This is a genomic window from Pseudomonas brassicacearum, assembly GCF_003732225.1.
GTDB classification, from domain to species: domain Bacteria; phylum Pseudomonadota; class Gammaproteobacteria; order Pseudomonadales; family Pseudomonadaceae; genus Aquipseudomonas; species Aquipseudomonas brassicacearum_E.
Window position 1 is genome coordinate 609,143 of sequence record NZ_MOBJ01000006.1, and the last position, 24,634, is coordinate 633,776.

The window sequence follows — 24,634 nt, forward strand, 5'->3', positions numbered from 1 at the left end:
CCCAGGAGTAAGCCATGCCCCATGAAGGCAACCTGTTGCAAGCCGCTGTAGTCTTTCTGTTCGCGGCGGTGCTCACCGTGCCTTTGGCCAAACGCCTGCAATTGGGTGCGGTGTTGGGCTATTTGCTGGCCGGGGTAATCATCGGGCCATCGGTGCTGGGATTGATCGGCAACCCGCAAAGCGTCAGCCATATTTCCGAGCTCGGCGTGGTCTTGCTGCTGTTCATCATTGGCCTTGAGCTGTCGCCGCGACGGCTGTGGGTGATGCGCAAAGCGGTGTTTGGCGTCGGTCTGGCGCAGGTGCTGCTGACCGGTTCGGCGATCGGCGTGCTGGCGTTCTACGTGTTCGGCCAGGCACTCAACAGTGCGATCGTGCTCGGTCTGGGGCTGGCGTTGTCGTCCACTGCATTCGGTTTGCAAAGCCTCGCCGAACGCAAGGAACTGACCAGCCCTCACGGGCGGCTGGCGTTTGCCATTCTGCTGTTTCAGGACATCGCGGCGATCCCGCTGATCGCCATGGTGCCGCTGCTCGCGGGCGGTGATCACACCACGACCGCCGCTGAAGATTTGAACCATGTCCTGCGTGTGCTGGGTAGCATCGCGGTGGTGGTAATCGGTGGCCGTTACCTGTTGCGGCCGGTGTTTCGTATCGTCGCCAAAACCGGTCTGCCGGAAGTCTCGACCGCCACTGCGCTGCTGGTGGTGATAGGCACTGCGTGGCTGATGGACCTGGTCGGCGTGTCGATGGCGCTGGGGGCATTCCTCGCCGGTTTGCTGCTGGCGGACTCGGAGTACCGCCATGAACTGGAAGCGCAAATCGAACCGTTCAAGGGCCTGCTGCTGGGGCTGTTTTTCATCAGTGTCGGCATGGGTGCCAATATCAGCCTGTTGTTCAGCGCCCCGGCGACCGTGCTGGGCCTGACCCTGCTGTTGATCATGCTCAAGCTGCCACTGCTGTTTATCGTCGGTCGGCTGGCCGGAGGCCTGAGTCGGCTGAGTGCGCTGCGCCTGGGCATCGTGCTGGCGGCAGGCGGCGAGTTTGCGTTCGTGGTGTTCAAGATCGGCCGCGATCAAGGCCTGTTCGACCCACGGATGTACGACCTTCAGGTGTTGACCATCACCCTGTCCATGGCCGTGACACCGTTGTTGCTGCTGATGTGCGGTCGACTGGTGAAATCGAAAATACAACCCGTCGCCGTACCGCCGCACTTGCGTGAAATCGACACCGACGCACCCCGCGTAGTGATCGCTGGCATGGGCCGTATGGGACAGATCGTGGCGCGGATCCTGCGGGCGCAGAAAATCCAGTTCGTTGCCCTCGACACGTCGGTGGAAACCATCGAACTGTCGCGCAGTTTTGGCGGCGTACCGGTGTTCTACGGTGACCCGATGCGCCCGGAAATCCTCAGCGCGGCCAAGGTCGGGCAGGCGGAATTCTTTGTGATTGCCACCGATGACCCGGACACCAACATCAAGACTGCCGAGTTGGTGCGCAAGCTCTACCCGCACATGAAAATCATCGCCCGCGCGCGTAACCGTCAGCACGTGCACCGCTTGGTCGACCTCGGTGCCGAGGCGATCCGGGAAACCTATTATTCAAGCCTGGAAATGAGTCGCCGGACCCTGCTCGGTCTGGGCCTGAGCAAGACCCAGGCGGAAGCCCGCATCGAAACGTTCAAGCATCACGACGAACAAGTGCTCGAAGCCCAGCACGCGATCTACGACGATGCCGCGAAAGTCATGCAGACCGCCCAGGAAGCCCGAGTCGAACTGGCGCGGCTGTTCGAGGCGGATCAGCTTGAGGAAGAGACGGGCAAACCTTGAACCCCGAAAAGATCGCGCTCCCCGTAGGAGCTGCCGCAGGCTGCGATCTTTTGATCTGTAAATCCTGTACACACGGATTTCCTAATAGAACGCGCCGTCTGACTTGACGACCGCTCCGCGGCCGAACGCAGCCTCGCAGGCTCGGCAGCTGCTACGGGAGTTGGAACACAAAAATGTATGGATACTTATGCCCATCGCGGTCTATCCGGTAAACGATTTTTCAAAGGAATCTTTGATGAGCAATGCAGAGCAGTCCTCCCCCGCGCTGAAGGAAATCTTCAACGCCGAGCGCTTGCAACACATCGCCACCGAAATGCGCGCGGTGTACCCGGCGTTCAACGCCAAGGCGTTCCTGAAACTGGCCAATGACGGCCTGGGCGAGTTGTCGGTGATGCAGCGCATGGCACGGGTCGGTGAATGCCTGCACGCGGTGTTGCCGCTGAGCTATGAGCAGACGCTGGAGATCCTGCGCCCGCTTGCACCGCGCCTGAACAGCGGCTTCGTCAGCATGTTCCTGCCCCACTATGTCGCCACTTATGGTGTTCACGCGTTCGAGTTGTCGATGGATGCGCTCAAGTACTTCACCACGTTCGGATCCTCGGAGTTCGCGATCCGGCATTTCCTGCGCAGCGACTTGGGGCGCTCGCTGGCGCTGATGCGCGAATGGTCGCTGGACGACAACGAACACGTCCGTCGCCTGGCCAGCGAAGGCAGTCGCCCGCGCCTGCCGTGGTCGTTTCGCCTCGAACAGGTACAAGCCGACCCGACGCTGGCCGCAGCAATCCTCGACAACCTCAAGGCCGACAGCAGCCTTTACGTACGCAAGTCGGTGGCCAATCACCTCAACGACATCACCAAGGACCACCCCGAGTGGGTGCTGAGCCTGATTGAAGGCTGGTCAATGGAAAACCCGCGCACCGCGTGGATCGCCAAACATGCCCTGCGCAGCCTGATCAAACAAGGCAACCAACGGGCACTGGCAATCATCGGCGCTGGCGGTAAACCCGAGGTCCAGATCCATAACCTCAAGGTTGAACCGGCGGTGATCAGTCTCGGCGAGACCATCACGCTCTCGTTCGACCTTCATTCAACCGCCAGCGGCAACCAGCGACTGGTGGTCGATTACGCCATCGACTACGTCAAAGCCTCAGGCGCAACCTCAGCGAAAATCTTCAAACTCAAGGGCCTCACCCTGCCCGCCCACGCCCGCCAAACCCTCAGCCGCGCCCAGCAGATCCGCGAACTGACCACCCGCAAGCATTACGCGGGCACGCACGCGATCCACATCATGGTCAATGGCGAACGACTGGGAAGCACAGCGTTCGAAATCACCCCGTAATCCCGAAGCAAACTCGGCCCCCACAATGGATTCACGACACCTGCAAGAAATTGCTCGGCCGTCAGGCCGTCAGGCCGTCAGGCCGTCAAGATCAAAAGATCAAAAGATCAAAAGATCAAAAGATCGCAGCCTGCGGCAGCTCCTACGAAGATCATCACCAGCGGCGCGCCTTCACCACTCAACAGGCCGAGCGTTAGCTCGCCTGCAGCTTTTGATCCTGATCCACCCGCCCCCTCGGGAGGCTGAGTGGAGGCGTTCATCAGGGGGTTGGCGCGTAGCGCCGTACGGCGCAGCCGGACACATCGAGAGGAGGTCGTCGCGCAGCAGACCGGAGGCGATGCCCCCTGATGAATGCCGGAACGAAGGAACGCCGAGCCTAAGCGAGGGGCCGGACGCTCGGGGCGAGCGTTTTTTTGCTTACTTTTTTTAGGCGCTTGTAAAAAAAGTGAGTCGCCGTCAGGGCGAAACCCTAAGCGGCCGTTACCGCAGGAATGGATATGTACACCTGCAAGAGATGGGACGGCTGTCAGGCCGCCATCGCGAGCAGGCTCGCTCCCACAGTTGAACTGTGTACATCCGCAAGAGATTGGTCGGCTATCAGGCCGCCAAGATCAAAAGATCGCAGCCTTCGGCAGCTCCTACGCGTTTGGGGGCTGGCCGAGCAGCAGCGCCTGCTCGCTATCACACAACCCCACCACGTAATCCCACAACACCCGCAACCGCACCGACTTATGCAATTCACGGCGAGTGCTGATCCAGTAACTGCGCTGAATACTTTCAGCCGGCAGCAGCGGCACCAATCCCGGGTCGCTACTAGCCATATAGCACGGCAGCACGGCGATCCCCAACCCCGAGCGCGCCGCCTGCTGCTGGGCAATCACGCTGGTGCTGTGAAACACCACCTGAGGGCTGCGGCAGAAACTATTGAGGAACATCAACTCCTGACTGAACAACAGATCGTCGACGTAACCGATCCAGACATGCCGCGCCAGGTCTTCACGGCTGCGCAACGGCGGCGAACGGTCGAGGTAGGCCTGACTGGCATAAAGCGCCAGACGGTAATCGGTGAGCTTACGGGTGACCAACATGTCGGCGGCCGGGCGTTCCAGATGAATGCTGATCTCGGCTTCACGGTTGAGGATGCTGACGAATCGCGGCACCGCCACCAGCTCCACTTCCAGCCCCGGATAGCGATCAAACAAGCCCTGCATACGACTGGCGAGGAACATGATCCCCAGGCCTTCGGTCACCCCGACACGGATTTTGCCCAGCGGCGCGCTGGACTGGGTGATCTCCTCCTGCGCCAGCAAAGCGACGTTCTCCATGGCTTCAGCATGTTTGAGCAGTGCTTCGCCAGCCGGAGTCAGTTGGTAACCCTGGGCTTGCTGGACGAACAGCGCAGTGCCAAGGCTCGTTTCTATCGCCTCGATGTGCCGCGCCACCGTAGCGTGGGTGGTTTTCAAGCGCCGGGCGGCGGTCAGCAAGCGACCGCTGCGTTGCAATTCGAGAAAAAACCGCAGGTCATTCCAGTCGAACATCTGCCTTCCTTGCATGCATGGGAGTTGATCACTGTTTAAAAACGCACAGCAGCTGAGCAAAAACTAACATTCTTTTGCCGAAAACTAACAACTAGGATGGATCTCAATAAGAACAACACGCTGCGAGGTCATGGATGCAACCTGCCGTTGATGCATACAATTACATCGTGGTCGGCGCCGGGCCGGCCGGTTGTCTGCTGGCCAATCGACTCTCCGCCAACCCGCAACACCGGGTGCTGCTGCTTGAAGCCGGCGGGCGCGATAACTATCCGTGGATTCACATCCCGGTCGGTTACCTGTTCTGCATCGGCAACCCGCGCACCGACTGGTGCTTCAAGACCGAAGCGCAAACCGGCCTGCAAGGCCGCAGCCTGAGCTACCCGCGCGGCAAGGTACTGGGCGGTAGCTCGTCGATCAACGGCATGATCTACATGCGCGGCCAGGCCGGTGATTACGACCGCTGGGCCGCCGAGGGCAATCCCGGCTGGAGCTGGAGCGACGTGCTGCCGTTGTTCAAGCAGAGCGAAAACCATTTTGCCGGTGACTCGGCGTTTCACGGCGCCGCCGGGGAATGGCGTGTCGAACGCCAACGCCTGTCGTGGCCGATTCTCGACGCTTTCCGCAGTGCCGCCGAACAAAGCGGCATCGCCAGCGTCGATGATTTCAACCAGGGCGACAACGAAGGCTGTGGCTACTTCCAGGTGAATCAGAAAGCCGGGATACGCTGGAATGCCGCCAAGGCCTTTCTCAAACCGATTCGCCATCGACCGAACCTTACTGTGCTGACCGACGTCGACGTCGACCGCGTACTACTGGAAAATGGCCGGGCATCAAAGGTCAATGCGCGCTGGCAAGGCCAGACAAGAACCTTCGTCGCCCGCCAGGAGATCATCCTCAGCGCCGGCTCAGTAGGTTCGCCAAGCATCCTGCAACGTTCCGGCATTGGCCCGAGCAGTCTGCTCAAACGCCTGGGCATCGGCGTCGTCCACGAACTCAACGGGGTCGGCGGCAACCTGCAGGATCACTTGCAGCTGCGGCTGATCTACAAGCTGGAAAACGCCCGGACCCTGAACCAGATCGCCGGTAGCCTGTGGGGCAAAATGGGCATGGGCCTGCGTTATCTATACGACCGCAGTGGCCCGTTGTCGATGGCGCCAAGTCAGCTCGGTGCGTTCGCCCGCTCCGGGCCGGAACAGACCTCGGCGAACCTCGAGTACCACGTCCAGCCGCTTTCGCTTGAGCGTTTCGGCGAACCCTTGCATGCGTTCCCGGCGTTCACCGCCTCGGTGTGCGACCTGCGCCCGCAAAGCCGTGGCCGCGTGGAGATTCGTTCGGCCGACCCGCAGCAGGCGCCGTTGATTCAGCCCAATTACCTGAGCCATCCGCAAGACCTGCGCGTGGCCGCCGATGCCATTCGCCTGACCCGACGCATCGTTGCCGCGCCAGCCTTGCAACCGTTCAACCCGGTCGAATACTTGCCGGGGGCTGCCTTGCAAAGCGAAGAACAACTGCACGAAGCCGCCGCGCGCATCGGCACGACGATTTTCCATCCCGTCGGCACTTGCCGCATGGGCAACGACGCAGACGCGGTGGTCGACGCCCAACTGCGGGTCCACGGCATTCCCGGCCTGCGCATTGCCGATGCGTCGATCATGCCGCACATCACCTCGGGCAATACCTGCTCACCTACACTGATGATCGCCGAGAAAGCGGCGCAACTGATTCTCGCCGCATCGTCCCAAAGGTATCTACACAACGTTGAAACAGGTGAAAGACTATCTTCGTAGCAGTTGCCAAGCCTGCGAGGCTGCGTTCGGCTGCGAAGCAGTCGTCGAATCAGGTAGCGAATTGCGGGCTCAGGATTTGCGAGGACTTCGTCCTCGAACGCAGCCTCGCAGGCTCGGCAGCTGCTACGGGAGCTCGGAAAATGGAATAGCAGCGCCAGCCCACAAGGCCGGCGCTGACAGTGGAACAACAATAAATAAACACTGTGAGGGATACCGACATGTCAGAACAGGCTCAAGCAATAGCCGCGACGCTCAGCGCCGGCACCAGCAAGGAAACCCGGACAGTCATCTTCGCCTCGTCCCTCGGGACGGTATTCGAGTGGTATGACTTCTTCCTCTACGGCGCCCTCGCGGCGGTGATCAGCAAACAGTTTTTCGCCGGGGTCAACGACACCACGGCGTTCATCTTCGCGCTGATGGCCTTTGCTGCCGGCTTCATCGTGCGGCCGTTCGGCGCTCTGGTATTCGGTCGCCTGGGGGACATGATCGGACGAAAATACACGTTCCTTGCGACGATCATCCTGATGGGCCTGGCGACCTTCTGCGTTGGCCTGTTGCCGACCTACGCCAGCATCGGCATTGCCGCGCCGATCATCCTGGTGGTGCTGCGCATGCTCCAGGGCCTGGCACTCGGTGGCGAGTACGGTGGCGCTGCAACCTATGTTGCAGAGCACGCGCCAGTCGGCAAGCGCGGTTTCCACACCAGCTGGATTCAGTCCACCGCGACCCTCGGTTTACTGCTTTCGCTGCTGGTGGTCCTCGGCAGCCGCTACTTCACCGGTGATCAGTTCGAAGTCTGGGGCTGGCGTATTCCGTTCCTGCTGTCGATTGTCCTGCTGGGCATTTCGACCTGGATTCGCCTGAGCCTGCACGAGTCGCCGGCCTTCTTGAAAATGAAAGAAGAAGGCAAGTGCTGCAAAGCGCCGATCCGCGAATCCTTCGGCAAGTGGGAGAATCTCAAAGTGGTGCTGATCGCACTGTTCAGCATCAACGCCGGGCAAGCAGTGACCTTCTACGCCGCGCAGTTTTACGTGCTGTTCTTCCTTACACAGTTTCTGAAAATGGACCCGGCCCTGGCCAATACCTTGCTGATCGTCAGCGTGGTGATCGGAGCGCCGTTCTTCATTTTCTTCGGCTGGCTGTCTGACCGGGTCGGGCGCAAGCCGATCCTGATGCTCGGCTTGCTGTTGGCTACCGCACTGTACTTCCCGATCTTCAAAACCCTGGCCCACTACGCCAACCCGGCCATCGACCGCGCCAGCCAACAGGCACCGATCAGCGTGCTGGCCGATCCGGCGACCTGCACCTTCCAGTTCGACCCGGTGGGCAAGGCGCGTTTTGACAGCCCTTGCGACAAGGTCAAAACCTTCCTGGTCAAACAAGGCCTGCCTTACAGCAGCGAAGCCGCACCTGCTGGCAGCGCGGTGCAAGTGAGCGTTGGTGACGTGAAGATCGAGGGTTACGACGAGGCGGCCCTGCGCGGTGCCGTAACGCTGGCCGGTTACCCGCAACAGGCGGACACCCAACTGATCAACAAACCGATGATCGTCGCGTTGATTGTGGCGCTGATCATCATTTCCGCGATGTGCTACGGGCCGCTGGCGGCGTTGATGGTCGAACTGTTCCCGACACGTATCCGCTACACCTCGATGTCGCTGCCCTATCACATTGGTAACGGCTGGTTTGGTGGTTTCCTGCCGACCGTGTCGTTCGCGCTGGTGGTCTATACCGGGGATATTTTCTACGGGCTGTGGTACCCGGTGTTGATCACCGGCGTAAGCCTGGTGGTGGGCATGATCTGCTTGCGCGAGACCAAGGACGTGGACCTGGACAAAAACTGACGGATCCTACGAGCATAAAAAAGTCCGCCCATGTTGGCCCTGGGCGGACTTTCACTGCACAGAACCGCGTCTGCGGTTCTTGTCAGCAGAGTTTAGGCCACAATATCCGTGGTTGCAGCCTGACCTACCGTTCCGACAGCAAAGTCCACCGCACCGTGGCCGGTGAGATCGACATACAGGCTGGTCTGGTTGGTCTGGGCGAAGTAAGTCAGGATCGCGTCGCCGGCATGACCGGTGAAGCCGCTGACGAAGTTCAGCGTGGCGGCACCCGACGAGAACTGCGCGATGCCCGACAGGTCGATTTTGTCCTGGCCACTGGTGAAATCCATGATCCAGTCTGGCGCGGTCATGGTCGAATCGGATGCCGCACCGAATACGAAAGTGTCGGCCCCTGCTCCCCCCCACAAGGTATCGCCGCCACCGCCGCCATAGATAATGTCATTGCCGGCACCGCCCATGATCAGGTTGGCCACAGCGTTGCCGATCAACAGGTCATTGCCCGAACCACCGATGGCATTTTCCATGCTCACGCCATGGGCGATGGACACGTTGCCGACCAGGCCACCAACGTCGGAGAACGAGCCTTCGTTGAGGTTGATCTTCTGGTTCTGGCTGAAGCCCGAGAAGTCCAGGGTGTCGTTGCCGCCACCGTCCCACACCGAAAATACCACTTTGGAATCAGCTGACGTGGCGCTGTAGAAATCGCGACCGGCGTTGGAGTTGAAGCCATAGACCGTATCATCGGCACGGGTGCCGAGGTTGGCACCGTAGAGCTTCTGCACCGCGACGATGTCGTCCATCAAGGGTGCCGAGGCGTACGCGCCGCTGCCGTCCTTGCTGAAGTTCTGGCCGGTGTTGCTCTCGCTCCAGTAGCTCATCAGGCTGTAGCCACGCGTGTCCTGAGCGTAGGTCACGTCGTTATAGGTCGGGTTGCCGCTGCCTGCGTTATAGACGCCTGGATGGGACAAGCCCAGGCTGTGGCCGATTTCGTGGGTCAGGGTCTGACGACCGTAGTTGTTGGTGCCCGGCGTCTCGTTGACCCGATACTGATCGTTGATCAGGTACCAGGACTGACCATCGTAGCTGCCACCCGAAGGCAAGTAAGCGAACGCTGCGCCACCGGTGCTGACGTTGTAGTTACCGAAGCTCAGGTGCCCGTCGCCGCCCGTCGCCCCCTCCTTGAAAGTGACGTTGGCCACGTCCGACCAGGATTGCAGAGACAGTTTCGCCTGGGCTTTCTGCAGGTCGCTGAACTCGCTGAACTGACCCAGTTTGGTGTTGTAGTTCGCCGGTGCCGAGGTCATGAAGCTGAAGCTCAGCTCGACTTTGCCGTTGCCGTCCGTGTCGTGCCAGGACAGGTTTTTACGCAGAATCTGATCGGCCGCCTGATCCGCTGTGAACGACGGTTTGCCGTTGATCAACTCAGAACCACCGCGATCATACAGATGGTTGAAGGCATCGACCTGGCTGTAGGCCGAACTGACCTGTCCTGAAGAAACGACGGCTTTTGCTTTGGCTTGTGACATCACTACGTCCTTGTTTCAAATAGTCGGTTCCGATAGACCACGGCGACCCCTTCGCGAGATCGTCCTATCACTCGCCCTGTTGAAGGCGTAACGAAACTGACACAGTTTGAAGCGGCGGGGCTATTGAATTTTTAGATAGCGGACTGTTCAAGGCAAAGCGTCACGGCTCTTTTTGGTCTGACTGACGGTACGCCCCTTCATCGCCAGCTCATTGACCTCCGCCCCCCGCAAGCGCGTCATGATGAGTCCGGTAGTCATCGGGCAAGGATGGTTCAACATGGCAAAAATCAACGTTTTGGCAGGCAATTTTCTACAAGGCGATAGCGAGTACCGTGAAGGCGCGTTCCGGCTGAAAACACCCTTCAATCCAGCGCTCGGGGTCAAAGTGCAAGCCTCGGCATTCAAAACCCTGGAAGTTGCATCCGAGGATAGCGTTGCCAACAAGGATGCCATTGGCTACGGCATCGCCGGCGCCATGCTGCTCGGTCCCGTCGGGGCGATCGCCGGCTACCTGATGGCCGGCAAGGAAACCGAGATCACGTTCATCGCCACCTTCAAGGATGGCAGCAAGCTGTTGGCGGCAACGGACAGCGATACTTACCGGGATATATCCCGGCACATGAGCCATTAAGCGTTACATTGCAAATGCTGGTGCTCATGACATTCAAGCGTAATGTCATGAGCACTTCCCGCTACAACATCGATAACAATCGAATATAAAGACCCTGTTATATCCTTCCGCTTCCATCGGCCACACTTCCTACCTGTCTAATACCTAAACAGAGTGCTTTTAAGGTTGACTTCAGTGGCCTGCCTGAGTACATTGCGCGGGCCGGTAATTCAGGCCTTTTTTCAACTCACAAAAGAATCCAATGGACACAGTATCTAGACGCTGTCTGGCTGATGCGAATTCGCAGAGCTGGGCATTTAACCCAGAAAATGACGGGACTCGACTCCTCGGTCGGGTGAGCTGCGCTAGGGCTTGACGCTCCATCGTAACTTGCCTCTCCGGCGTCAGTCCGGTTGCGAGGCATGTTATGAACTTCAAATCTACTGTAATGCCAGGTGTACGCGCCTTCGCCTCGACGATGCGCGTAAAGCTCTGCCGTGAGCGCCCTGTGGCGGCTCACTCACCGTTTTCCTCCCCTTCTTCGCGCACTCAGGCTCACCTGCGTGCCAATTGGCGTGTCTGCCCGTCGACCGGCCAACTCCAGCAACGCTGGAGCGTCGACGAAAGCCAGGAACCACCGAGTCGGTGCTTTTCGTACCTGTTGCAGCAGGCCAGCCTGATGCTGGGTCTGTACCTCGGAGCGCGCACTTTCAGTTGATCTGAAAGTACACCCAGGCATTTAACCCCACGTTTTCCTTAATAAGGAATTCGGCAACTTCTTATTGCCTGTTTAAAACACACACTTATTGGAGTCTGCTATGGACGACGCCAGTAGTAGGTTCGCTGCATACCGTTTGTTATTGGTTATGCAGCGAACGTTAAAACACAAAAAACACAACGACCTGAATCGATCGCTTACTTGCGCTTCGACATACTTTCGCTCGCCTTTAATTAGCTGAGTTGCTTGTGTGTCGTGCCGCAAGACTGCGGCAGGAGCACACACAATGACCACTGTAAAAAATCGAAAAACACCCGCCCAAGGCGCCACGAGCGACGACACCAAGCTGTCGATGCGCGCCGCCCGTGAGGCGCAAAACGGCCTCGCTGTCACCCTCGCCAACGTGAAAACTTCCGCCGACGGCCTGACCGAGCTCGATGCCGAAGGCCGTCTGCAACGCGAAGGCTTCAACGAAGTGGCCCATGACAAGCCGCCTCATGCGCTGATGCAGTTGCTGCTGGCCTTCAACAACCCCTTCATCTACGTCCTGATGACCCTGACCGCCATCAGCTTCGTCACCGACTTCTGGCTACCCTTTCAAGACGGCGAAGAAACTGATCTCACTGGCGTGATCATCGTGCTGGTGATGGTGTTGGCGAGCGGCCTGATGCGCTTCTGGCAAGAGCACCGTTCAGCCAAGTCTGCCGAATCCCTCAAGGCCATGGTCCGCACCACCGCCACCGTGCTGCGGCGCGAGCAGATGGGCATGAAGCCCAAACTGCGCGAAGTGCCAATGCGCGAACTGGTGGCAGGCGACATCGTTCAGCTGTCCGCTGGCGACATGATCCCTGCGGATATTCGCCTGATCGAATCCCGAGACCTGTTCATCAGTCAGGCCGTGCTGACCGGGGAAGCCTTGCCGGTCGAGAAGTACGACACCTTGGGCAACGTCGCACAGAAGTCCGCTTCAGCGACGCCGGCTGATCAGTCCAACCTGCTGGATCTGCCAAACATCTGTTTCATGGGCACCAACGTGGTCAGCGGCACCGCCAAAGCGGTGGTGGTCGCGACCGGTTCACGCACGTACTTCGGCTCACTCGCCAAAGCCATCGTCGGCTCCCGTGTGCAAACTGCCTTTGACCGCGGGGTGAACAGCGTCAGCTGGCTGTTGATCCGTTTCATGCTGGTCATGGTGCCGATCGTCTTCCTGCTCAACGGTTTCTCCAAAGGCGACTGGACCGACGCATTCATGTTCGCCCTCGCGGTGGCGGTCGGTCTGACCCCGGAAATGCTGCCGATGATCGTCAGCGCCAACCTCGCCAAGGGCGCGATGGCGATGGCCAAACGCAAAGTCGTGGTCAAGCGCCTCAACGCGATTCAGAACTTCGGCTCGATGGACGTGCTGTGCACCGACAAGACCGGCACCCTGACCCAGGACAAAATCATCCTCGAGCACCACGTCGACATCAGTGGCCGGCGCGACGATTCGATCCTTGAACTGGCCTGGCTCAACAGCCATCACCAGAGCGGTCTGCGAAACCTGATGGACCAGGCGGTGGTGCAGTTCGCCGAGCGCAACCCGAAGTTCAAGATCCCGTTCGCCTACAGCAAGATCGATGAACTGCCGTTCGACTTCATTCGCCGGCGCCTGTCGATCATCGTCAAGGACAGCCGCGACGATCATCTGCTGGTCTGCAAGGGCGCGGTCGAAGAGATGCTGAGCATTTCCAGCCACATCCATGAGGGCGGCGTGGTGGTTGCGCTGGACGAGCAGCGTCGTAAAGAGCTGCTGGCGATGGCCAACGAGTACAACGAAGACGGTTTCCGGGTGCTGGTGGTCGCCACTCGCGAGATCCCGAAAGCCCAAAGCAAAAATCAGTACAAAACCAGTGATGAACGAGAGCTGGTGATCCGCGGTTTCCTGACCTTCCTCGACCCGCCGAAGGAGACCGCTGGCCCGGCGATTGCCGCGCTGCGTGACATGGGCGTGACCGTCAAGGTGCTGACCGGCGACAACGCTGTGGTGACCTGCAAGATCTGCCGCGAAGTCGGTCTGGAGCCTGGAACGCCGCTGCTCGGCCAGGACATCGAGAAGATGGACGAGTCGACCCTCAAGCTACGGGTCGAAGAACGCACGGTGTTTGCCAAGCTCACACCGCTACAGAAATCGCGAGTGCTCAAGGCCTTGCAGTCGAACGGTCACACCGTCGGGTTCCTCGGCGATGGCATCAACGACGCCCCTGCCCTGCGTGATGCCGACGTCGGTATTTCGGTCGACAGCGGCACCGATATTGCCAAGGAATCGGCCGATATCATCCTGCTGGAAAAGAGCCTGATGGTGCTCGAAGAAGGTGTGCTCAAAGGGCGCGAGACCTTCGGCAACATCATGAAGTACCTGAACATGACCGCCAGTTCGAACTTCGGCAACGTTTTCTCGGTATTGGTGGCCAGTGCCTTCATTCCGTTCCTGCCGATGCTGTCGATTCACCTGTTGCTGCAAAACCTGATGTACGACATCTCTCAGCTGGCGCTGCCGTGGGACAAGATGGACAAGGAATACCTGCGCAAACCGCGCAAGTGGGACGCCAAGAACATCGGGCGCTTCATGCTGTGGATCGGACCGACCTCGTCGATCTTCGACATCACCACCTTTGCCCTGATGTGGTACGTGTTCTCCGCCAATAGCGTGGAAATGCAGACCCTGTTCCAGTCCGGCTGGTTCATCGAAGGCTTGCTGTCGCAGACGCTGGTGGTGCACATGCTGCGGACCCAGAAGATCCCGTTCTTCCAGAGCACCGCGGCATTGCCGGTGATCCTGATGACTGGACTGGTGATGGCGCTGGGCATCTACATCCCGTTCTCGCCACTCGGCACGCTGGTCGGACTGCAGCCACTGCCATGGCAGTACTTCCCATGGCTGGTGGGTACTCTGCTCAGCTACTGCGTGTTCGCTCAGTTGATGAAAACCTTCTACATTCGCCGCTTCAAGCAATGGTTCTGATCGTCTGAACACACCGTAATCCATGTGGGAGCGAGCTTGCTCGCGATGACGGTTGCACATTCAACACTTGTGCTGCCTGTCAGTCCGCTATCGCGAGCAAGCTCGCTCCCACAGATTTTGTGTTCGCCGCACCTGATCAGTACACCTCATCGCACCGCCCTCCGGCTCCCGGGCCGTTAATAAATGCAACACGAAATAAGGGAGAGTCCTCATGTCGGGAACTACTCTATTGATCAACCTCGCCGGCTCCATCGCACTCCTGCTCTGGGGCACTCATATGATTTCTTCGGCGCTGTTGCGCGGCTTCGGCACGCCACTGCGTCACTGGCTGGGAAAAAACCTGAACAACCGCTGGATGGCCTTGCTGTCGGGCGTCGGTATCACCGGCATTTTGCAAAGCAGCACCGCTGTCAGCCTGATGGCAACCTCCTTCACCGCCGCCGGAACCCTAGGCCTTGCGCCTGCACTGGCGGTGATGCTTGGGGCCAATATCGGCTCGACGCTGGTGGTGCAACTGCTCAGCTTCGACATTTCGATCGTCACCCCGCTCGTGTTGTTGGTGGGGTTCATCGTCTTCCGGCTGCGCGATGACTCACGCTACGAGAGCGTCGGTTGCGCGCTGATTGGCCTGGGCTTGATGCTGCTGGCGCTGCGCATGCTCGGGGCGACATTGGGAGAGGTTGAAGGCACGCCAATCTTCCACGCCGTCATGCAAAGCCTGGACGGCGACATTGTCATTGCCTTGCTGGTGGCCATGCTGCTGACGTGGATCTGCCATTCCAGCGTTGCCGTGGTGTTGCTGATCGCCTCGCTGGCCGGCACCGGTCTGCTGTCGCCCGTGACCACCATGGCGCTGGTGCTCGGGGTGAACATCGGTGGCGCCCTGCCCTCGGTGCTCAACGCCAGCTCCAGCGTGGCCCGGCGCTTGCCGGTCGGCAATCTGCTGGTGCGAGTCGTCGGTGCAGTGGTGCTCTTGCCTTTCGTGCCGATGCTGGCTCAGACCAGTCAGATTGCAGACCTGACACCCGCGCTGCTGGTGGTCTGCCTGCACACCAGCTTCAATCTGGTGCTGGCACTGGTGTTCATCGGCCTGACAGAGCTGCTGGCCAAACTGCTGACGCGTCTGTTGCCGTCACCTGCGCGGGACGTTGACCCCGGCATGCCGCTGTATCTGGACGAGGCCGGGCTTGAGGTGGCCAACATCGGGCTGTCCAACGCGGCACGCGAAGCCCTGCGGCTGGCCGATATGCTGTCGATCATGCTCAACCGCGTGTTGCAACTGTTCCAGACCTCGGACCAGGCCAACGCCGATGAGATACGGCAAATCGACCAATCCCTGGATCTGTTGAGCGCGGCAATCCGCGCTTATCTGGCGGACATCGGCCAGGAAGGCATCAGTGACAGCGACGCCGATCGCTCGCAGGAAATCCTGATGTTCGTGATCAACCTGGAACACGCCGCCGACATCCTTTCCACCAGCCTTGCGCAGTTAGCCGCGCGGCGGTTGCGCCGCGGCGAGACCTTCTCGGCCTTCGAACTCGGCACGCTCTATCCGCTGCACAACGAGTTGCTGGAAAGCCTGAGCCTGGCGATTACCGTGTTTCTTCGCGAAGACCTGCCAACCGCCCATCACCTGATCAATCGCAAGGAGTCGGTAAGAAGACTGGAAGCAGCGGCCAGCCGGGAACACTTTCGTACGTTGCGCGAAGACAAAAGCGCCTGGGCCGAGTCCGGTGACATCTTTCAACGGCTGCTGCGCGATTACCGACGCGTGCATCACCACATCGCCGCGTTGGCCTACCCGGTGCTCGAGCGCGCCGGAGAGCGCGATATCGAGAGCAGTGACCTGGCAGATATTCATCCGCAATCCACCCGCGACAAGGATGACCTGCGATGCGCGTCCTGATCTGTGCCGGGCGTTATTACGCCGACACCCGTACCTGCCGCCGAGTGCTGGAAGCCTTCCAGCGCCTGCACGAAGTGCGCGTACTGATTCACGGAGGCAATCAGTTTCTGGGTGGCGAAATCGAAGACTGGGCCCGGGAACTGGGCGCGAACATCGTGCGCTATCCAGCCAATTGGCAACTGCACGGCAAGTTGGCGGAGCGCCTGCGCAACACCTTCATGTTGAGCGATAGCCGACCGGACATCGTCATCGCACTGCCCGGCGGCGAAGACACCGAAGAGCTGATCGCACAGGCCAGGACGGCCGGCATTCAAACGCTCTCGGTGAACGAACGGACGTAGCCCTCGTACGCAAAATCCGTAGGAGCTGCCGCAGGCTGCGATCTTTTGGGGCACAGCGCTTAACTAACTGTACATCCATACAGATAAAGGTTGATCCATGCCGCCGTAGCCCGCATGCTGTGCACCTCTCAAACCCTGATAACTGATGGTGGTTATGCGGCTGTTCCTCTGTGAAAAACCTTCCCAGGCCAAAGACATTGCGGCGGTGCTCGGTGCCAGCCGGCGCGGCGACGGCTGCTGGCTGGGAACGGGCGTCACAGTGACCTGGTGCATCGGCCACCTGCTGGAGACCGCACCGCCGGATGCCTACGATGCCCGCTATAAACGCTGGGTACTGGAAGACCTGCCGATCATTCCCGAGAAGTGGAAGATGCTGGTCAAACCCAAGACCGCCAGCCAGTTCAAAGCAGTCAAGAGGCTGCTCGGCGAGGCTCATGAGCTGGTGATCGCCACCGACGCCGACCGTGAGGGCGAGATGATTGCCCGTGAGCTGGTGGAGCATTGTCGCTATCGCGGGCCGATCCAGCGCCTGTGGCTATCGGCGCTGGACGACGCCTCGATTCGCAAGGCTCTGGCGGCGCTCAAGCCCGGCGCCGAGACCTTCAGCCTCTACCACTCGGCGCTCGGGCGTTCACGCGCCGACTGGCTGATCGGCATGAACATGAGTCGCCTGTTCACCCTGCTCGGGCGCCAGTCCGGCTATCAAGGCGTGCTGCCGGTGGGGCGCGTGCAAACCCCGACCTTGCGTCTGGTGGTCGATCGCGACCGCAGCATTGCCGATTTCGTACCCGTGCCGTATTGGGCCATCGACGTACAACTGCTGCATGACAACATCCCATTCACCGCCCAATGGCGTGCGGCGTCAGACGTCTGCGACGAACATGACCGCTGCCTGAATCAGGCACTGGCCCAGGAGGCGGCCACCGCCATGCGCAACGCCGCCAGTGCGCGGCTGGCCAAACTGCGCACCGAGCGGGTCCGCGAAGCCGCCCCGCTGCCGTTCGATCTCGGTACGCTGCAAGAAATCTGTTCGAAAAAACTCGGCCTCGGCGCCCAGGAAACCCTGGATGTGGCCCAGGCACTCTACGAAACCCATAAAGTCATCACCTACCCACGCAGCGATTGCGGCTACCTGCCGCTGAGTCAGCACAGCGAAGCACCGGGCATTCTCGCCGCCCTTGGACGTGCCGATCCGGGCCTTGGCGAACTGCTCAACTACCTTGAGCCGCAGCGCCGCTCGCGGGCCTGGAACGACGCCAAGGTCAGCGCCCACCACGGGATCATTCCCACTGCTGCGGCGAAAAACTTCGAACGCCTGACCGGCAAACACCGTGCGGTCTACACCTTGATCCGGGCGCGATATCTGGCGCAATTCCTGCCCAACCACGAATACGACCGCACCCAGGCTGACTTCGACTGCGCCGGGCAAGCGCTGCGGGCGGTCGGCAAGCTGATTGTCGAACCCGGCTGGAAGCGCGCGCTGCCCGAAGCCTTGGCCCCGGCCAAAGGACGGGAAGCCCCGGCACCGCAGATGCTTCCGGCACTGGCTGAAGGATGGGATTACGCCGTCGCTAACGTGACGCTGAAGGATCTCTGGACCCAGCCACCCAAGCCGTTTACCGAAGGTGACCTGATCAAGGCGATGAAGAACGTCGCCAAACTGGTGGAAGATCCGCTGCTCAAGCAAAAGCTCAAGGACACCACCGGCATCGGCACCGAGGCGACCCGCGCCGGGATCATTCAGGGGTTACTGGATCGAGGCTATCTGATCAAGAACGGTAAAGCCCTGGCCGCCACATCGCCAGCCTTCAGCCTGATCGATGCCGTGCCCCGGGCCATCGCCGACCCCGGCACCACGGCGATCTGGGAACAAGCACTGGACATGGTGCAAAGCGGCGAAATGAGCCTTGAAGAGTTCGTCGCCAAACAAGCCGCCTGGATGAGCAAACAGGTCGGCCGCTGCACCGGCCTGCGCCTGACCATCAGCGGCCCGGCAAGCCCGGCCGGCAAGGGTGCGGCACCGTGGAAGAACAAACGTAAAACCACCAAGCGCAAAACCGCGCCCGCCACCAAGCGCAAAGCGAAACCTACCTTGTAGGAGCAAGAGCTAGGCGCCCCGCGATGAGCCCCATCTCAACACTACGTATTTCCTTGCCCGAACAACGAAAATCGCTCAATACAAGCTCGTAGCCCGTAGCAGCTGTCGAGCCCGCGAGGCTGCGTTCGGCCGCACAGCGGTCGTAAAATCAAGCAACACGTTTTTTTCAGACGAACCGCGTATACAGGATTTGCGAGGACTTCGTCCTCGAACGCAGCCTCGCGGGCTCGACAGCTGCTACGGGCGTTTAAGCTTGCCTACGCAGTGCCCATCAGAGGCTACAGCGCCTTGCGTAGCAACCTACACCTGCGCCAGAATCCGCCGGCTTGTGCGCTTTGGTCGTCGCCTCTATTGTTTCCGTGTCACTGCTCATCAGTGATCGGGTCTGCAAGCCCGCCGGAAATAACCAGTCGCACAGCAACACCATAAGCAAAAGGACGCTTCTTTGTGTCCGCTTTTATGGCAGCTGTGCGCGGGAGACCCTCGGGTCTGCCGGGTTCCTGGTTTCCCGGTCTTGCAGACCCGCGCATAGCTGCCACCCATCATCTGCAAGTGATATTGGCAGCTCCTTTGGAACAATCAGGAGCATTACCATGTTCAAAGCTACGCCGAACCCTCCAGAAACCGACAGCACCTCCCCCTACGCCTCTCTCGATTCAAAAGAACTCCACGCCGCCGCACACCGTGCGCTCGATCATTACCTGGTACTGCCCGAAACCAAGGCATTGTTAGCTGACCGACGTCCCGGCTGTATTTTCGTCATCGCCCCCGACGTCGACCCTGAAACCCTATTGGCCCACGCCTGCGAGACGCTCGCCTCAGCCAATGTCATGGCCAGCGATCTGGCGTTCGACCTCGAAGGCCCCAAACGCAATACCGCGCTGGCGATTCAGCAGATGATTTCGCTGGCCGAGTTGGCGGTGAATCGGGCACTGGATCACCTCGATCCACCAGAACCGGCGTAGGAGCTGGCGCAGCCTGCGATCTTTTGACGTCGTTTTTCAAGATCAAAAGATCGCAGCCTCCGGCAGCTCCTACGCCGAATGGCGTGTCCCGCGTAGATACCGTCTTGAACCTCACCGAGCAAGCGCAAGTTTCGGGTCAAATGGCTGGCCCGACTTGAGCCCTCCCGTAAACGACCTGGCCTTTGCCTGATCAGGCATTTTCCCGCCGTCTACGCGCCTGAACAATCAAGGCGGGAGCGAAGTGCAACACGACCATCCGCACCAAGTGGTGGGACAGAATGAACACCACATTCAACCCGCCACTGAACGCGACGATCGCGATGGTTTCGATGGCCCCTGGCATGTACGCCAACCATGAAGCCAAGGGATCGCTGCCCAGCAACCGCCCCGCTACCCCGGCAAACGCCGCGGCGACCAGCAACATCAGCGCGACAGACATCAACCCGGCACGGCCGTGGCGCACGAGCTCCGCCGGGGTAATATCCTTGAATTTCGAGCCGATCAGCACACCAAGGATGACCGCAGCGGCATCAACGCTCCATGCCGGCATGTGGAAGTCATGCAGATAACCCAGTTTGACGTAGACGCCGGTGGCGACAATCGCGGTGAGCATGAACGGTGCCGGGACGCCAATGCGCAACAGCAGGCGCCCGAGCACCAGGCACAGGGCGAGCAGCGACAACAACGTCAGCACGGTGTTGATGCCCAGCGGGCTGCTCTCGACAAGCACGGCGTCGACAGGCCCGGGGATGCAAAAACTGACCAGCACGGTGATCGACAACAGACGGACCAGGTGCACGATGATCACCTTGCTCGACGCCCGCTCGGACTCCAGCAAATCGAATACCGCCGCGAGTGCGCCCGGGTAAACGGCCAGCAGCGAGTCCTTGAGATTCCATCCCGACACTTTGCGCAGCCACAAACCCGCCGCGACAATCTGCGCTGTCAGGCACAGCAGCAACAAACCCAGGCTGGGCAACAGCGCGGCGACTGTCTGGCTGTCCCAGGCCTCGAACATCAGGCCGGTGGCGATCCCCAATACAATTTGCACGTAGCCAAGACCGAGCGGCATCCTCGGCGAAAATTGGCGGTTGCTGACGATCAATGCAGTCGCGAGTATCGAGCCCAGCAACAGGCCATGTGGGACGCCGGCATACTGAAAACCAGTGCCCACCGCAGTGGCAATCAGTAAACACAGTAAGGTTTTCATAGTTTCTCAAGTGCCTAATGCACGAAGGTTTTTGTAGATGATTTCAGCCTGCATCTGCAGGACATCAATATTGCTGACCGCGTAGAACACCCCTGCGGTAGGGGCGCCGATTGCGAAAATATTGGTCGGCCCCTGTTCGTTCATCACCCGGCAGTCGTCAAAGCGCACATCGATTCCGCCGTACTGATGCTGGATGCATATCCCGGAGGCCGTCAGGTTTTGGTACAACGCGCCCTCCATTGCATCGCCGGCGCCGGTCGCATTAACCAGGTTGGAAAACGAGCACTGAAAATCCCGTCCGCGTGCCACGAATTGATCCTCGATGACGCTGACATCCGCCAACCCGGTTTTGCAGACCAACCGCCCGGAATGGATATGTTGATGGATCTTGGTCCAGTTCTCTTTGGGAATCGGCACCCGCAGTTGGCGCCACGCGCCTCGGTATCGCCCGACGAAAACTTTTCGGTCGCGCTCGGATAACAGGTTCCAGATCATCGGCACGATCAGGTTGGTCGATGAGAGCACCGAGTAGATCGCCTCTCGGGCAACCGAGGCCTGGGTGTGATCGCGCATCAAGGCCTCGATGTTGACGTGAATGCCGTGTGCGCCCAGCTCCTCGTCGAACATCGCCTGTACGGTTTTCAGTACCGAGCCGGTGCCCCGCAGCCGTTGCTTGAGGTTGCTCTCGTTCAGCACCTTGAGCGGGCGCGGATGGTAGTGCTCGCTGTAATTGGGAATCTTGCTGCTTCGGGTGAGCATCGTGACGTGGTTGTCAGGGTGGGCGTCGAGCAGGGTTAGCGCCACATCGATGGCCGATAACTGATTGCCGAGCACACCGATACTTTCTGAACGGATGTCGGCTAGCCTGGTCGTCGGATAGGGATTGTTGATGTAGCCTTCGACGCCTTCAAGCCGATAGATATCGGTCGGCTCGGTGTTGCCGGTCGCCAGAACCACAGCACTGTAGCCCGCGCGTTCGCCGCTGGCGGTTTTCAGGGCGTAGCGTCCCTGTTCTGCAGTCATCCCGATCACCTGCTCGCGGTGATACTGGATGGCGCTATGGGCGCGCAGAGACGACTTGAGTGTCTCCTCGATGAACCTCCCGAAAACCGGCCTCGGCTGATAAGATTTGGTCTGCGACACGGGACATTCGCGCAACCAATGTTTGAAATCGCCGAGCTCGCGCAAATACATAAGGCTGGCCGGGCGGTTGACCAGATTGCTCAAATTGTCCTGTTGATAGGCCTGACCAGACCCGGTGCTGCCGGTTGTATCGTAGACATCCACTTTCAATGCGGGCGTCAGGTGTTTTAGTCGCTCCACAAGAATGGCGCCGCTGTAGCCCATTCCGACCACTGCTACCTTGCCCATATCTATCCTTAATGTGGGTGACGATGCCTTTCGTTTTCCATTAAGGCATCGGGTGGGAAGATTCCGTTATTCCCAGATAAACGCGTCTCTGATCCAACTATCGAGTTGCGCGAGATGATCGCTGACGCCTTCTTCGCTATCGCCCTCGACAATCGCTGAGACAATTTCGCCATTGGTCAACTTCATCCCGGCGTAGTCCGTGCCCTTTTTTGCGGTGACCGAGCAATAACGAATGAAGGGCAAATCGATGTGTGCCGGATACTCGATCAATTTGCCGGTGCGTGGCGGAACATTCAGTTGTCCCAGCAAGCGGCTCGGCTTGATCAATTCTTTGAGCGATGCCGCTTTCCCGCCCCGCTCCGCGTCAATCAGGGTCAAGCGCGGGTTCAAACCGTAAGCGTCGGTCAACTCCTGGTTAACGCTGCAACCGCCAAGGCGACAGGCGATTTCGCAGACGACCAGATCTTCGCCGTCGAGAAAAACCTCGAGATGAAACAGCATTGTGCCGAGTCGCGGCAGTGCCTGCTCAACGATCCGTCGGGTGAGCTTCACGCATTGTTGGTGAAGCGGATTATGCTCGGCCAGCATCTGGAAACCGAGACTTTTACCGTCAAGGAAATCCAGGCAGGTCACCGTTGAGCGCACTGGAGAGATGATCACCGGCCGGCCGTCAATGTAGAGCCCGTTGACGTTCAACAGCGATGCATCGATGTACTTTTCGACCATCAGGTTGTGTAGCGTTGTACTTTCCTGCTCGTGCAGGTAGCTGCGAAGTTCAGCGTCATCGTGCAGCACACTGACCCCACCGGAACCGCGGCCGTCGCGAGGCTTCACCACTACGGGAAAACCATATTGCTCAGCGAAGTCATTGATTTCGCATGCAGAGCGGACGACTGCCATGGGGTTGATGCGGATACCATGCTCGGCCAGTTTTTGCTTCATGAGGAATTTGTCCCGATACAGCAGGGTCATCTCTTCGTAGCGCGTCGTCGAGCCGCTGAGCCGGTCTTTGATCCGCGCTACGCGCAACAAATCGACTTCCGCCAGTGCCACCAGAGTGTTGGTTCCCAGTTCTTTTGCGGCGGCCAGCGCATCCAGCTCAACCACGCCCGAGTCATTGAAGTTTGCATAGAGCCGCAAAGCTGAGGTCAGCGCGGGAAATTGTTGTGTCAGCAACTCCTTGGCTGACAAGTCACTATAAATCAGGCTGTTGTTGCCCAATACACTGAGCCATTCTGCTTCGGAGTGTTGAAGCAGGATTTTTGCAGGCGCAAATAAAATGACAGGATTCAAGAGAGTTATCCGGTATCAAAAAGAGTCCATTCAAAATGCCAAGCGCGCAACTGGGCGATAAATCCATGCGAATCACCCGCGCGCAACTTCCTTGGCACACGCAATACACAGTGTTTACGTATTTCTCAACCAAGAGAAATATGAAAGACAGGTTAATACGCTACTTCGTGGCTGGCTGTAGGGCGCTTCCGAAAATGATGGGCGCGAGCGAAATCAATCGAGAGTTCCTAAGAGGATCACGTCATGCGGCGTAGGAGCTGGCGCAGCCTGCGATCTTTTGGCGGTGCCGGGAATGCCGAAAATCAAGATCAACGGATCGCAGCCTTCGGCAGCTCCTACGACGGGTCTTTGTGATCTCTAGAACACCGACCAGCCAATGCGCTGACTCAGCAGCTCCAGCGCCGCCATGCCGGCCAGCGAGTTACCCGCCGGGTTCAGCTCCGGTGACCAGACGCATACGGTAAAGCGCCCCGGCACCACGGCCACGATGCCGCCGCCCACGCCACTCTTGCCTGGTAGACCGACGCGGTAGGCAAAGTTGCCGGCTTCGTCATACAGACCGCTGGTGGCCATGATCGAGTTAACCTGTTGGGTCTGGCGCGCGGTGAGAATCTGTTCGCCGCTGTGCTTGCAGAACCCGTCATTGGCCAGGAAACAGAAGGCCCGGGCCAAATCGACACAACTCATGCGCAGCGCACAATGGCTGAAATAGCTGCGCAGCACCGCTTCTACATCGTTATGGAAGTTGCCGAACGACTGCATCAGATAGGCCATGGCCGCGTTGCGTGCACGGTGCTGGTACTCCGACTCGGCGACTTTGCTGTCGACCATCACCTGCGGATTGCCGGACAAACGCCGCACAAAATCGCGCATCGACAAGGCCGGCGCGGCAAAGCGTGACTGGTTGATGTCGCAGATCACCAGCGCCCCGGCATTGATGAACGGATTGCGCGGCCGACCGCGTTCAAATTCCAGCTGCACCAGCGAGTTGAACGGCTGGCCGGAAGGCTCGTGACCGAGTCGCTCCCAGATCGCCTCACCGGAATGCTCGATGGCCTGCACCAGGCTGAATACCTTGGAAATGCTCTGCACCGAAAACGGCGTGTGCGCATCGCCCGCGCAATACAGCTCGCCGTCATTGCCATACACCGCAATGCCCAACTGATCGGCCGGCACACTGCCCAGCGCAGGAATGTAATTAGCCACCTTGCCCTGTCCGATCAGGGGGCGAACCGTATCAAGGATTTCGTTCAACAACGCTTGCATG

Annotated in this window: 17 protein-coding genes; 11 read left to right on the forward strand and 6 right to left on the reverse strand. The window is 59.5% G+C overall.

The window, feature by feature from the left end:
• Window positions 1-14 precede the first annotated feature (14 nt).
• Both BK659_RS09505 and BK659_RS09510 read left to right on the forward strand, forming a co-directional pair.
• Window positions 15-1,823, forward strand: a complete 1,809-nt coding sequence (locus tag BK659_RS09505; protein WP_123424798.1) for a monovalent cation:proton antiporter-2 (CPA2) family protein — start codon at window positions 15-17, stop codon at window positions 1,821-1,823.
• A 235-nt stretch (window positions 1,824-2,058) separates the two neighbouring features.
• A complete protein-coding gene (locus BK659_RS09510; protein ID WP_123424799.1) occupies window positions 2,059-3,162 on the forward strand; it encodes a DNA alkylation repair protein in 1,104 nt (367 codons plus the stop codon).
• Between the two features lie 638 nt (window positions 3,163-3,800).
• On the opposite strand, the gene BK659_RS09520 is transcribed toward BK659_RS09510, so the two are convergent.
• Window positions 3,801-4,700 carry a LysR family transcriptional regulator gene (locus BK659_RS09520; RefSeq protein WP_123424800.1) on the reverse strand — a complete coding sequence of 300 codons (900 nt, stop codon included), beginning with the start codon at window positions 4,698-4,700 and terminating at the stop codon, window positions 3,801-3,803.
• Between the two features lie 134 nt (window positions 4,701-4,834).
• On the opposite strand from BK659_RS09520, the gene BK659_RS09525 reads away from it, so the two are divergent.
• Together BK659_RS09525 and BK659_RS09530 are read left to right on the forward strand one after the other, a co-directional pair.
• Window positions 4,835-6,487 (forward strand): GMC family oxidoreductase, encoded by a 1,653-nt coding sequence (locus BK659_RS09525; RefSeq protein ID WP_123424801.1) that lies wholly within the window; start codon window positions 4,835-4,837, stop codon window positions 6,485-6,487.
• 218 nt (window positions 6,488-6,705) lie between these two features.
• The gene (locus tag BK659_RS09530; RefSeq protein WP_123424802.1) at window positions 6,706-8,328 is read left to right on the forward strand and encodes an MFS transporter; all 1,623 of its coding nucleotides are present in this window, start codon (window positions 6,706-6,708) and stop codon (window positions 8,326-8,328) included.
• A gap of 92 nt (window positions 8,329-8,420) precedes the next feature.
• Here the strand turns inward: BK659_RS09530 and BK659_RS09535 are convergent, their stop codons facing one another.
• Window positions 8,421-9,854, reverse strand: a complete 1,434-nt coding sequence (locus tag BK659_RS09535; RefSeq protein WP_123424803.1) for a serralysin family metalloprotease — start codon at window positions 9,852-9,854, stop codon at window positions 8,421-8,423.
• 277 nt (window positions 9,855-10,131) lie between these two features.
• Here BK659_RS09535 and BK659_RS09540 point away from each other — a divergent pair, with 277 nt between their 5' ends.
• The 7 genes from BK659_RS09540 (at window position 10,132) to BK659_RS09575 (ending at window position 19,493) form a co-directional block, all read left to right on the forward strand.
• On the forward strand, window positions 10,132-10,485 hold the full coding sequence (locus BK659_RS09540; RefSeq protein ID WP_123424804.1) for a hypothetical protein: 354 nt from the start codon (window positions 10,132-10,134) through the stop codon (window positions 10,483-10,485).
• Between the two features lie 406 nt (window positions 10,486-10,891).
• Entirely contained in the window at window positions 10,892-11,182 is a 291-nt protein-coding gene (locus tag BK659_RS09545; RefSeq protein WP_123424805.1) for a hypothetical protein, read from the forward strand.
• A 286-nt stretch (window positions 11,183-11,468) separates the two neighbouring features.
• Window positions 11,469-14,183 (forward strand): magnesium-translocating P-type ATPase, encoded by a 2,715-nt coding sequence (gene mgtA / locus BK659_RS09550; protein WP_123424806.1) that lies wholly within the window; start codon window positions 11,469-11,471, stop codon window positions 14,181-14,183.
• A 211-nt stretch (window positions 14,184-14,394) separates the two neighbouring features.
• Window positions 14,395-16,089, forward strand: a complete 1,695-nt coding sequence (locus BK659_RS09560; RefSeq protein ID WP_123424807.1) for a Na/Pi cotransporter family protein — start codon at window positions 14,395-14,397, stop codon at window positions 16,087-16,089.
• Entirely contained in the window at window positions 16,077-16,430 is a 354-nt protein-coding gene (locus BK659_RS09565) for a DUF2493 domain-containing protein (RefSeq protein ID WP_123424808.1), read from the forward strand. The genes BK659_RS09560 and BK659_RS09565 overlap by 13 nt, the downstream gene beginning before the upstream one ends.
• Before the next feature lie 154 nt (window positions 16,431-16,584).
• On the forward strand, window positions 16,585-18,528 hold the full coding sequence (locus BK659_RS09570) for a DNA topoisomerase III (RefSeq protein ID WP_123424809.1): 1,944 nt from the start codon (window positions 16,585-16,587) through the stop codon (window positions 18,526-18,528).
• A 593-nt stretch (window positions 18,529-19,121) separates the two neighbouring features.
• Window positions 19,122-19,493 carry a DUF6124 family protein gene (locus BK659_RS09575; protein WP_123424810.1) on the forward strand — a complete coding sequence of 124 codons (372 nt, stop codon included), beginning with the start codon at window positions 19,122-19,124 and terminating at the stop codon, window positions 19,491-19,493.
• Between the two features lie 190 nt (window positions 19,494-19,683).
• On the opposite strand, the gene BK659_RS09580 is transcribed toward BK659_RS09575, so the two are convergent.
• The 4 genes from BK659_RS09580 to glsB all read right to left on the reverse strand — a co-directional run bounded on the left by BK659_RS09580 (window position 19,684) and on the right by glsB (window position 24,633).
• Window positions 19,684-20,703 (reverse strand): AbrB family transcriptional regulator, encoded by a 1,020-nt coding sequence (locus BK659_RS09580; protein ID WP_123424811.1) that lies wholly within the window; start codon window positions 20,701-20,703, stop codon window positions 19,684-19,686.
• Window positions 20,704-20,709: 6 nt separating this feature from the next.
• Entirely contained in the window at window positions 20,710-22,074 is a 1,365-nt protein-coding gene (locus tag BK659_RS09585) for an FAD/NAD(P)-binding protein (RefSeq protein ID WP_123424812.1), read from the reverse strand.
• Between the two features lie 66 nt (window positions 22,075-22,140).
• Window positions 22,141-23,367 (reverse strand): ATP-grasp domain-containing protein, encoded by a 1,227-nt coding sequence (locus BK659_RS09590; RefSeq protein ID WP_123424813.1) that lies wholly within the window; start codon window positions 23,365-23,367, stop codon window positions 22,141-22,143.
• A gap of 357 nt (window positions 23,368-23,724) precedes the next feature.
• Window positions 23,725-24,633, reverse strand: a complete 909-nt coding sequence (gene glsB, locus BK659_RS09595) for a glutaminase B (RefSeq protein ID WP_123424814.1) — start codon at window positions 24,631-24,633, stop codon at window positions 23,725-23,727.
• Between the last annotated feature and the right edge of the window lies 1 nt (window position 24,634).

Coding starts and splice junctions, on each gene's coding strand:
- BK659_RS09505 (WP_123424798.1), top strand. CDS start 15: ATGCCCCATGAAGGCAACCTGTTGCAAGCCGCTGTAGTCTTTCTGTTC.
- BK659_RS09510 (WP_123424799.1), top strand. CDS start 2,059: ATGAGCAATGCAGAGCAGTCCTCCCCCGCGCTGAAGGAAATCTTCAAC.
- BK659_RS09520 (WP_123424800.1), bottom strand. CDS start 4,700: ATGTTCGACTGGAATGACCTGCGGTTTTTTCTCGAATTGCAACGCAGC.
- BK659_RS09525 (WP_123424801.1), top strand. CDS start 4,835: ATGCAACCTGCCGTTGATGCATACAATTACATCGTGGTCGGCGCCGGG.
- BK659_RS09530 (WP_123424802.1), top strand. CDS start 6,706: ATGTCAGAACAGGCTCAAGCAATAGCCGCGACGCTCAGCGCCGGCACC.
- BK659_RS09535 (WP_123424803.1), bottom strand. CDS start 9,854: ATGTCACAAGCCAAAGCAAAAGCCGTCGTTTCTTCAGGACAGGTCAGT.
- BK659_RS09540 (WP_123424804.1), top strand. CDS start 10,132: ATGGCAAAAATCAACGTTTTGGCAGGCAATTTTCTACAAGGCGATAGC.
- BK659_RS09545 (WP_123424805.1), top strand. CDS start 10,892: ATGAACTTCAAATCTACTGTAATGCCAGGTGTACGCGCCTTCGCCTCG.
- mgtA (WP_123424806.1), top strand. CDS start 11,469: ATGACCACTGTAAAAAATCGAAAAACACCCGCCCAAGGCGCCACGAGC.
- BK659_RS09560 (WP_123424807.1), top strand. CDS start 14,395: ATGTCGGGAACTACTCTATTGATCAACCTCGCCGGCTCCATCGCACTC.
- BK659_RS09565 (WP_123424808.1), top strand. CDS start 16,077: ATGCGCGTCCTGATCTGTGCCGGGCGTTATTACGCCGACACCCGTACC.
- BK659_RS09570 (WP_123424809.1), top strand. CDS start 16,585: ATGCGGCTGTTCCTCTGTGAAAAACCTTCCCAGGCCAAAGACATTGCG.
- BK659_RS09575 (WP_123424810.1), top strand. CDS start 19,122: ATGTTCAAAGCTACGCCGAACCCTCCAGAAACCGACAGCACCTCCCCC.
- BK659_RS09580 (WP_123424811.1), bottom strand. CDS start 20,703: ATGAAAACCTTACTGTGTTTACTGATTGCCACTGCGGTGGGCACTGGT.
- BK659_RS09585 (WP_123424812.1), bottom strand. CDS start 22,074: ATGGGCAAGGTAGCAGTGGTCGGAATGGGCTACAGCGGCGCCATTCTT.
- glsB (WP_123424814.1), bottom strand. CDS start 24,633: ATGCAAGCGTTGTTGAACGAAATCCTTGATACGGTTCGCCCCCTGATC.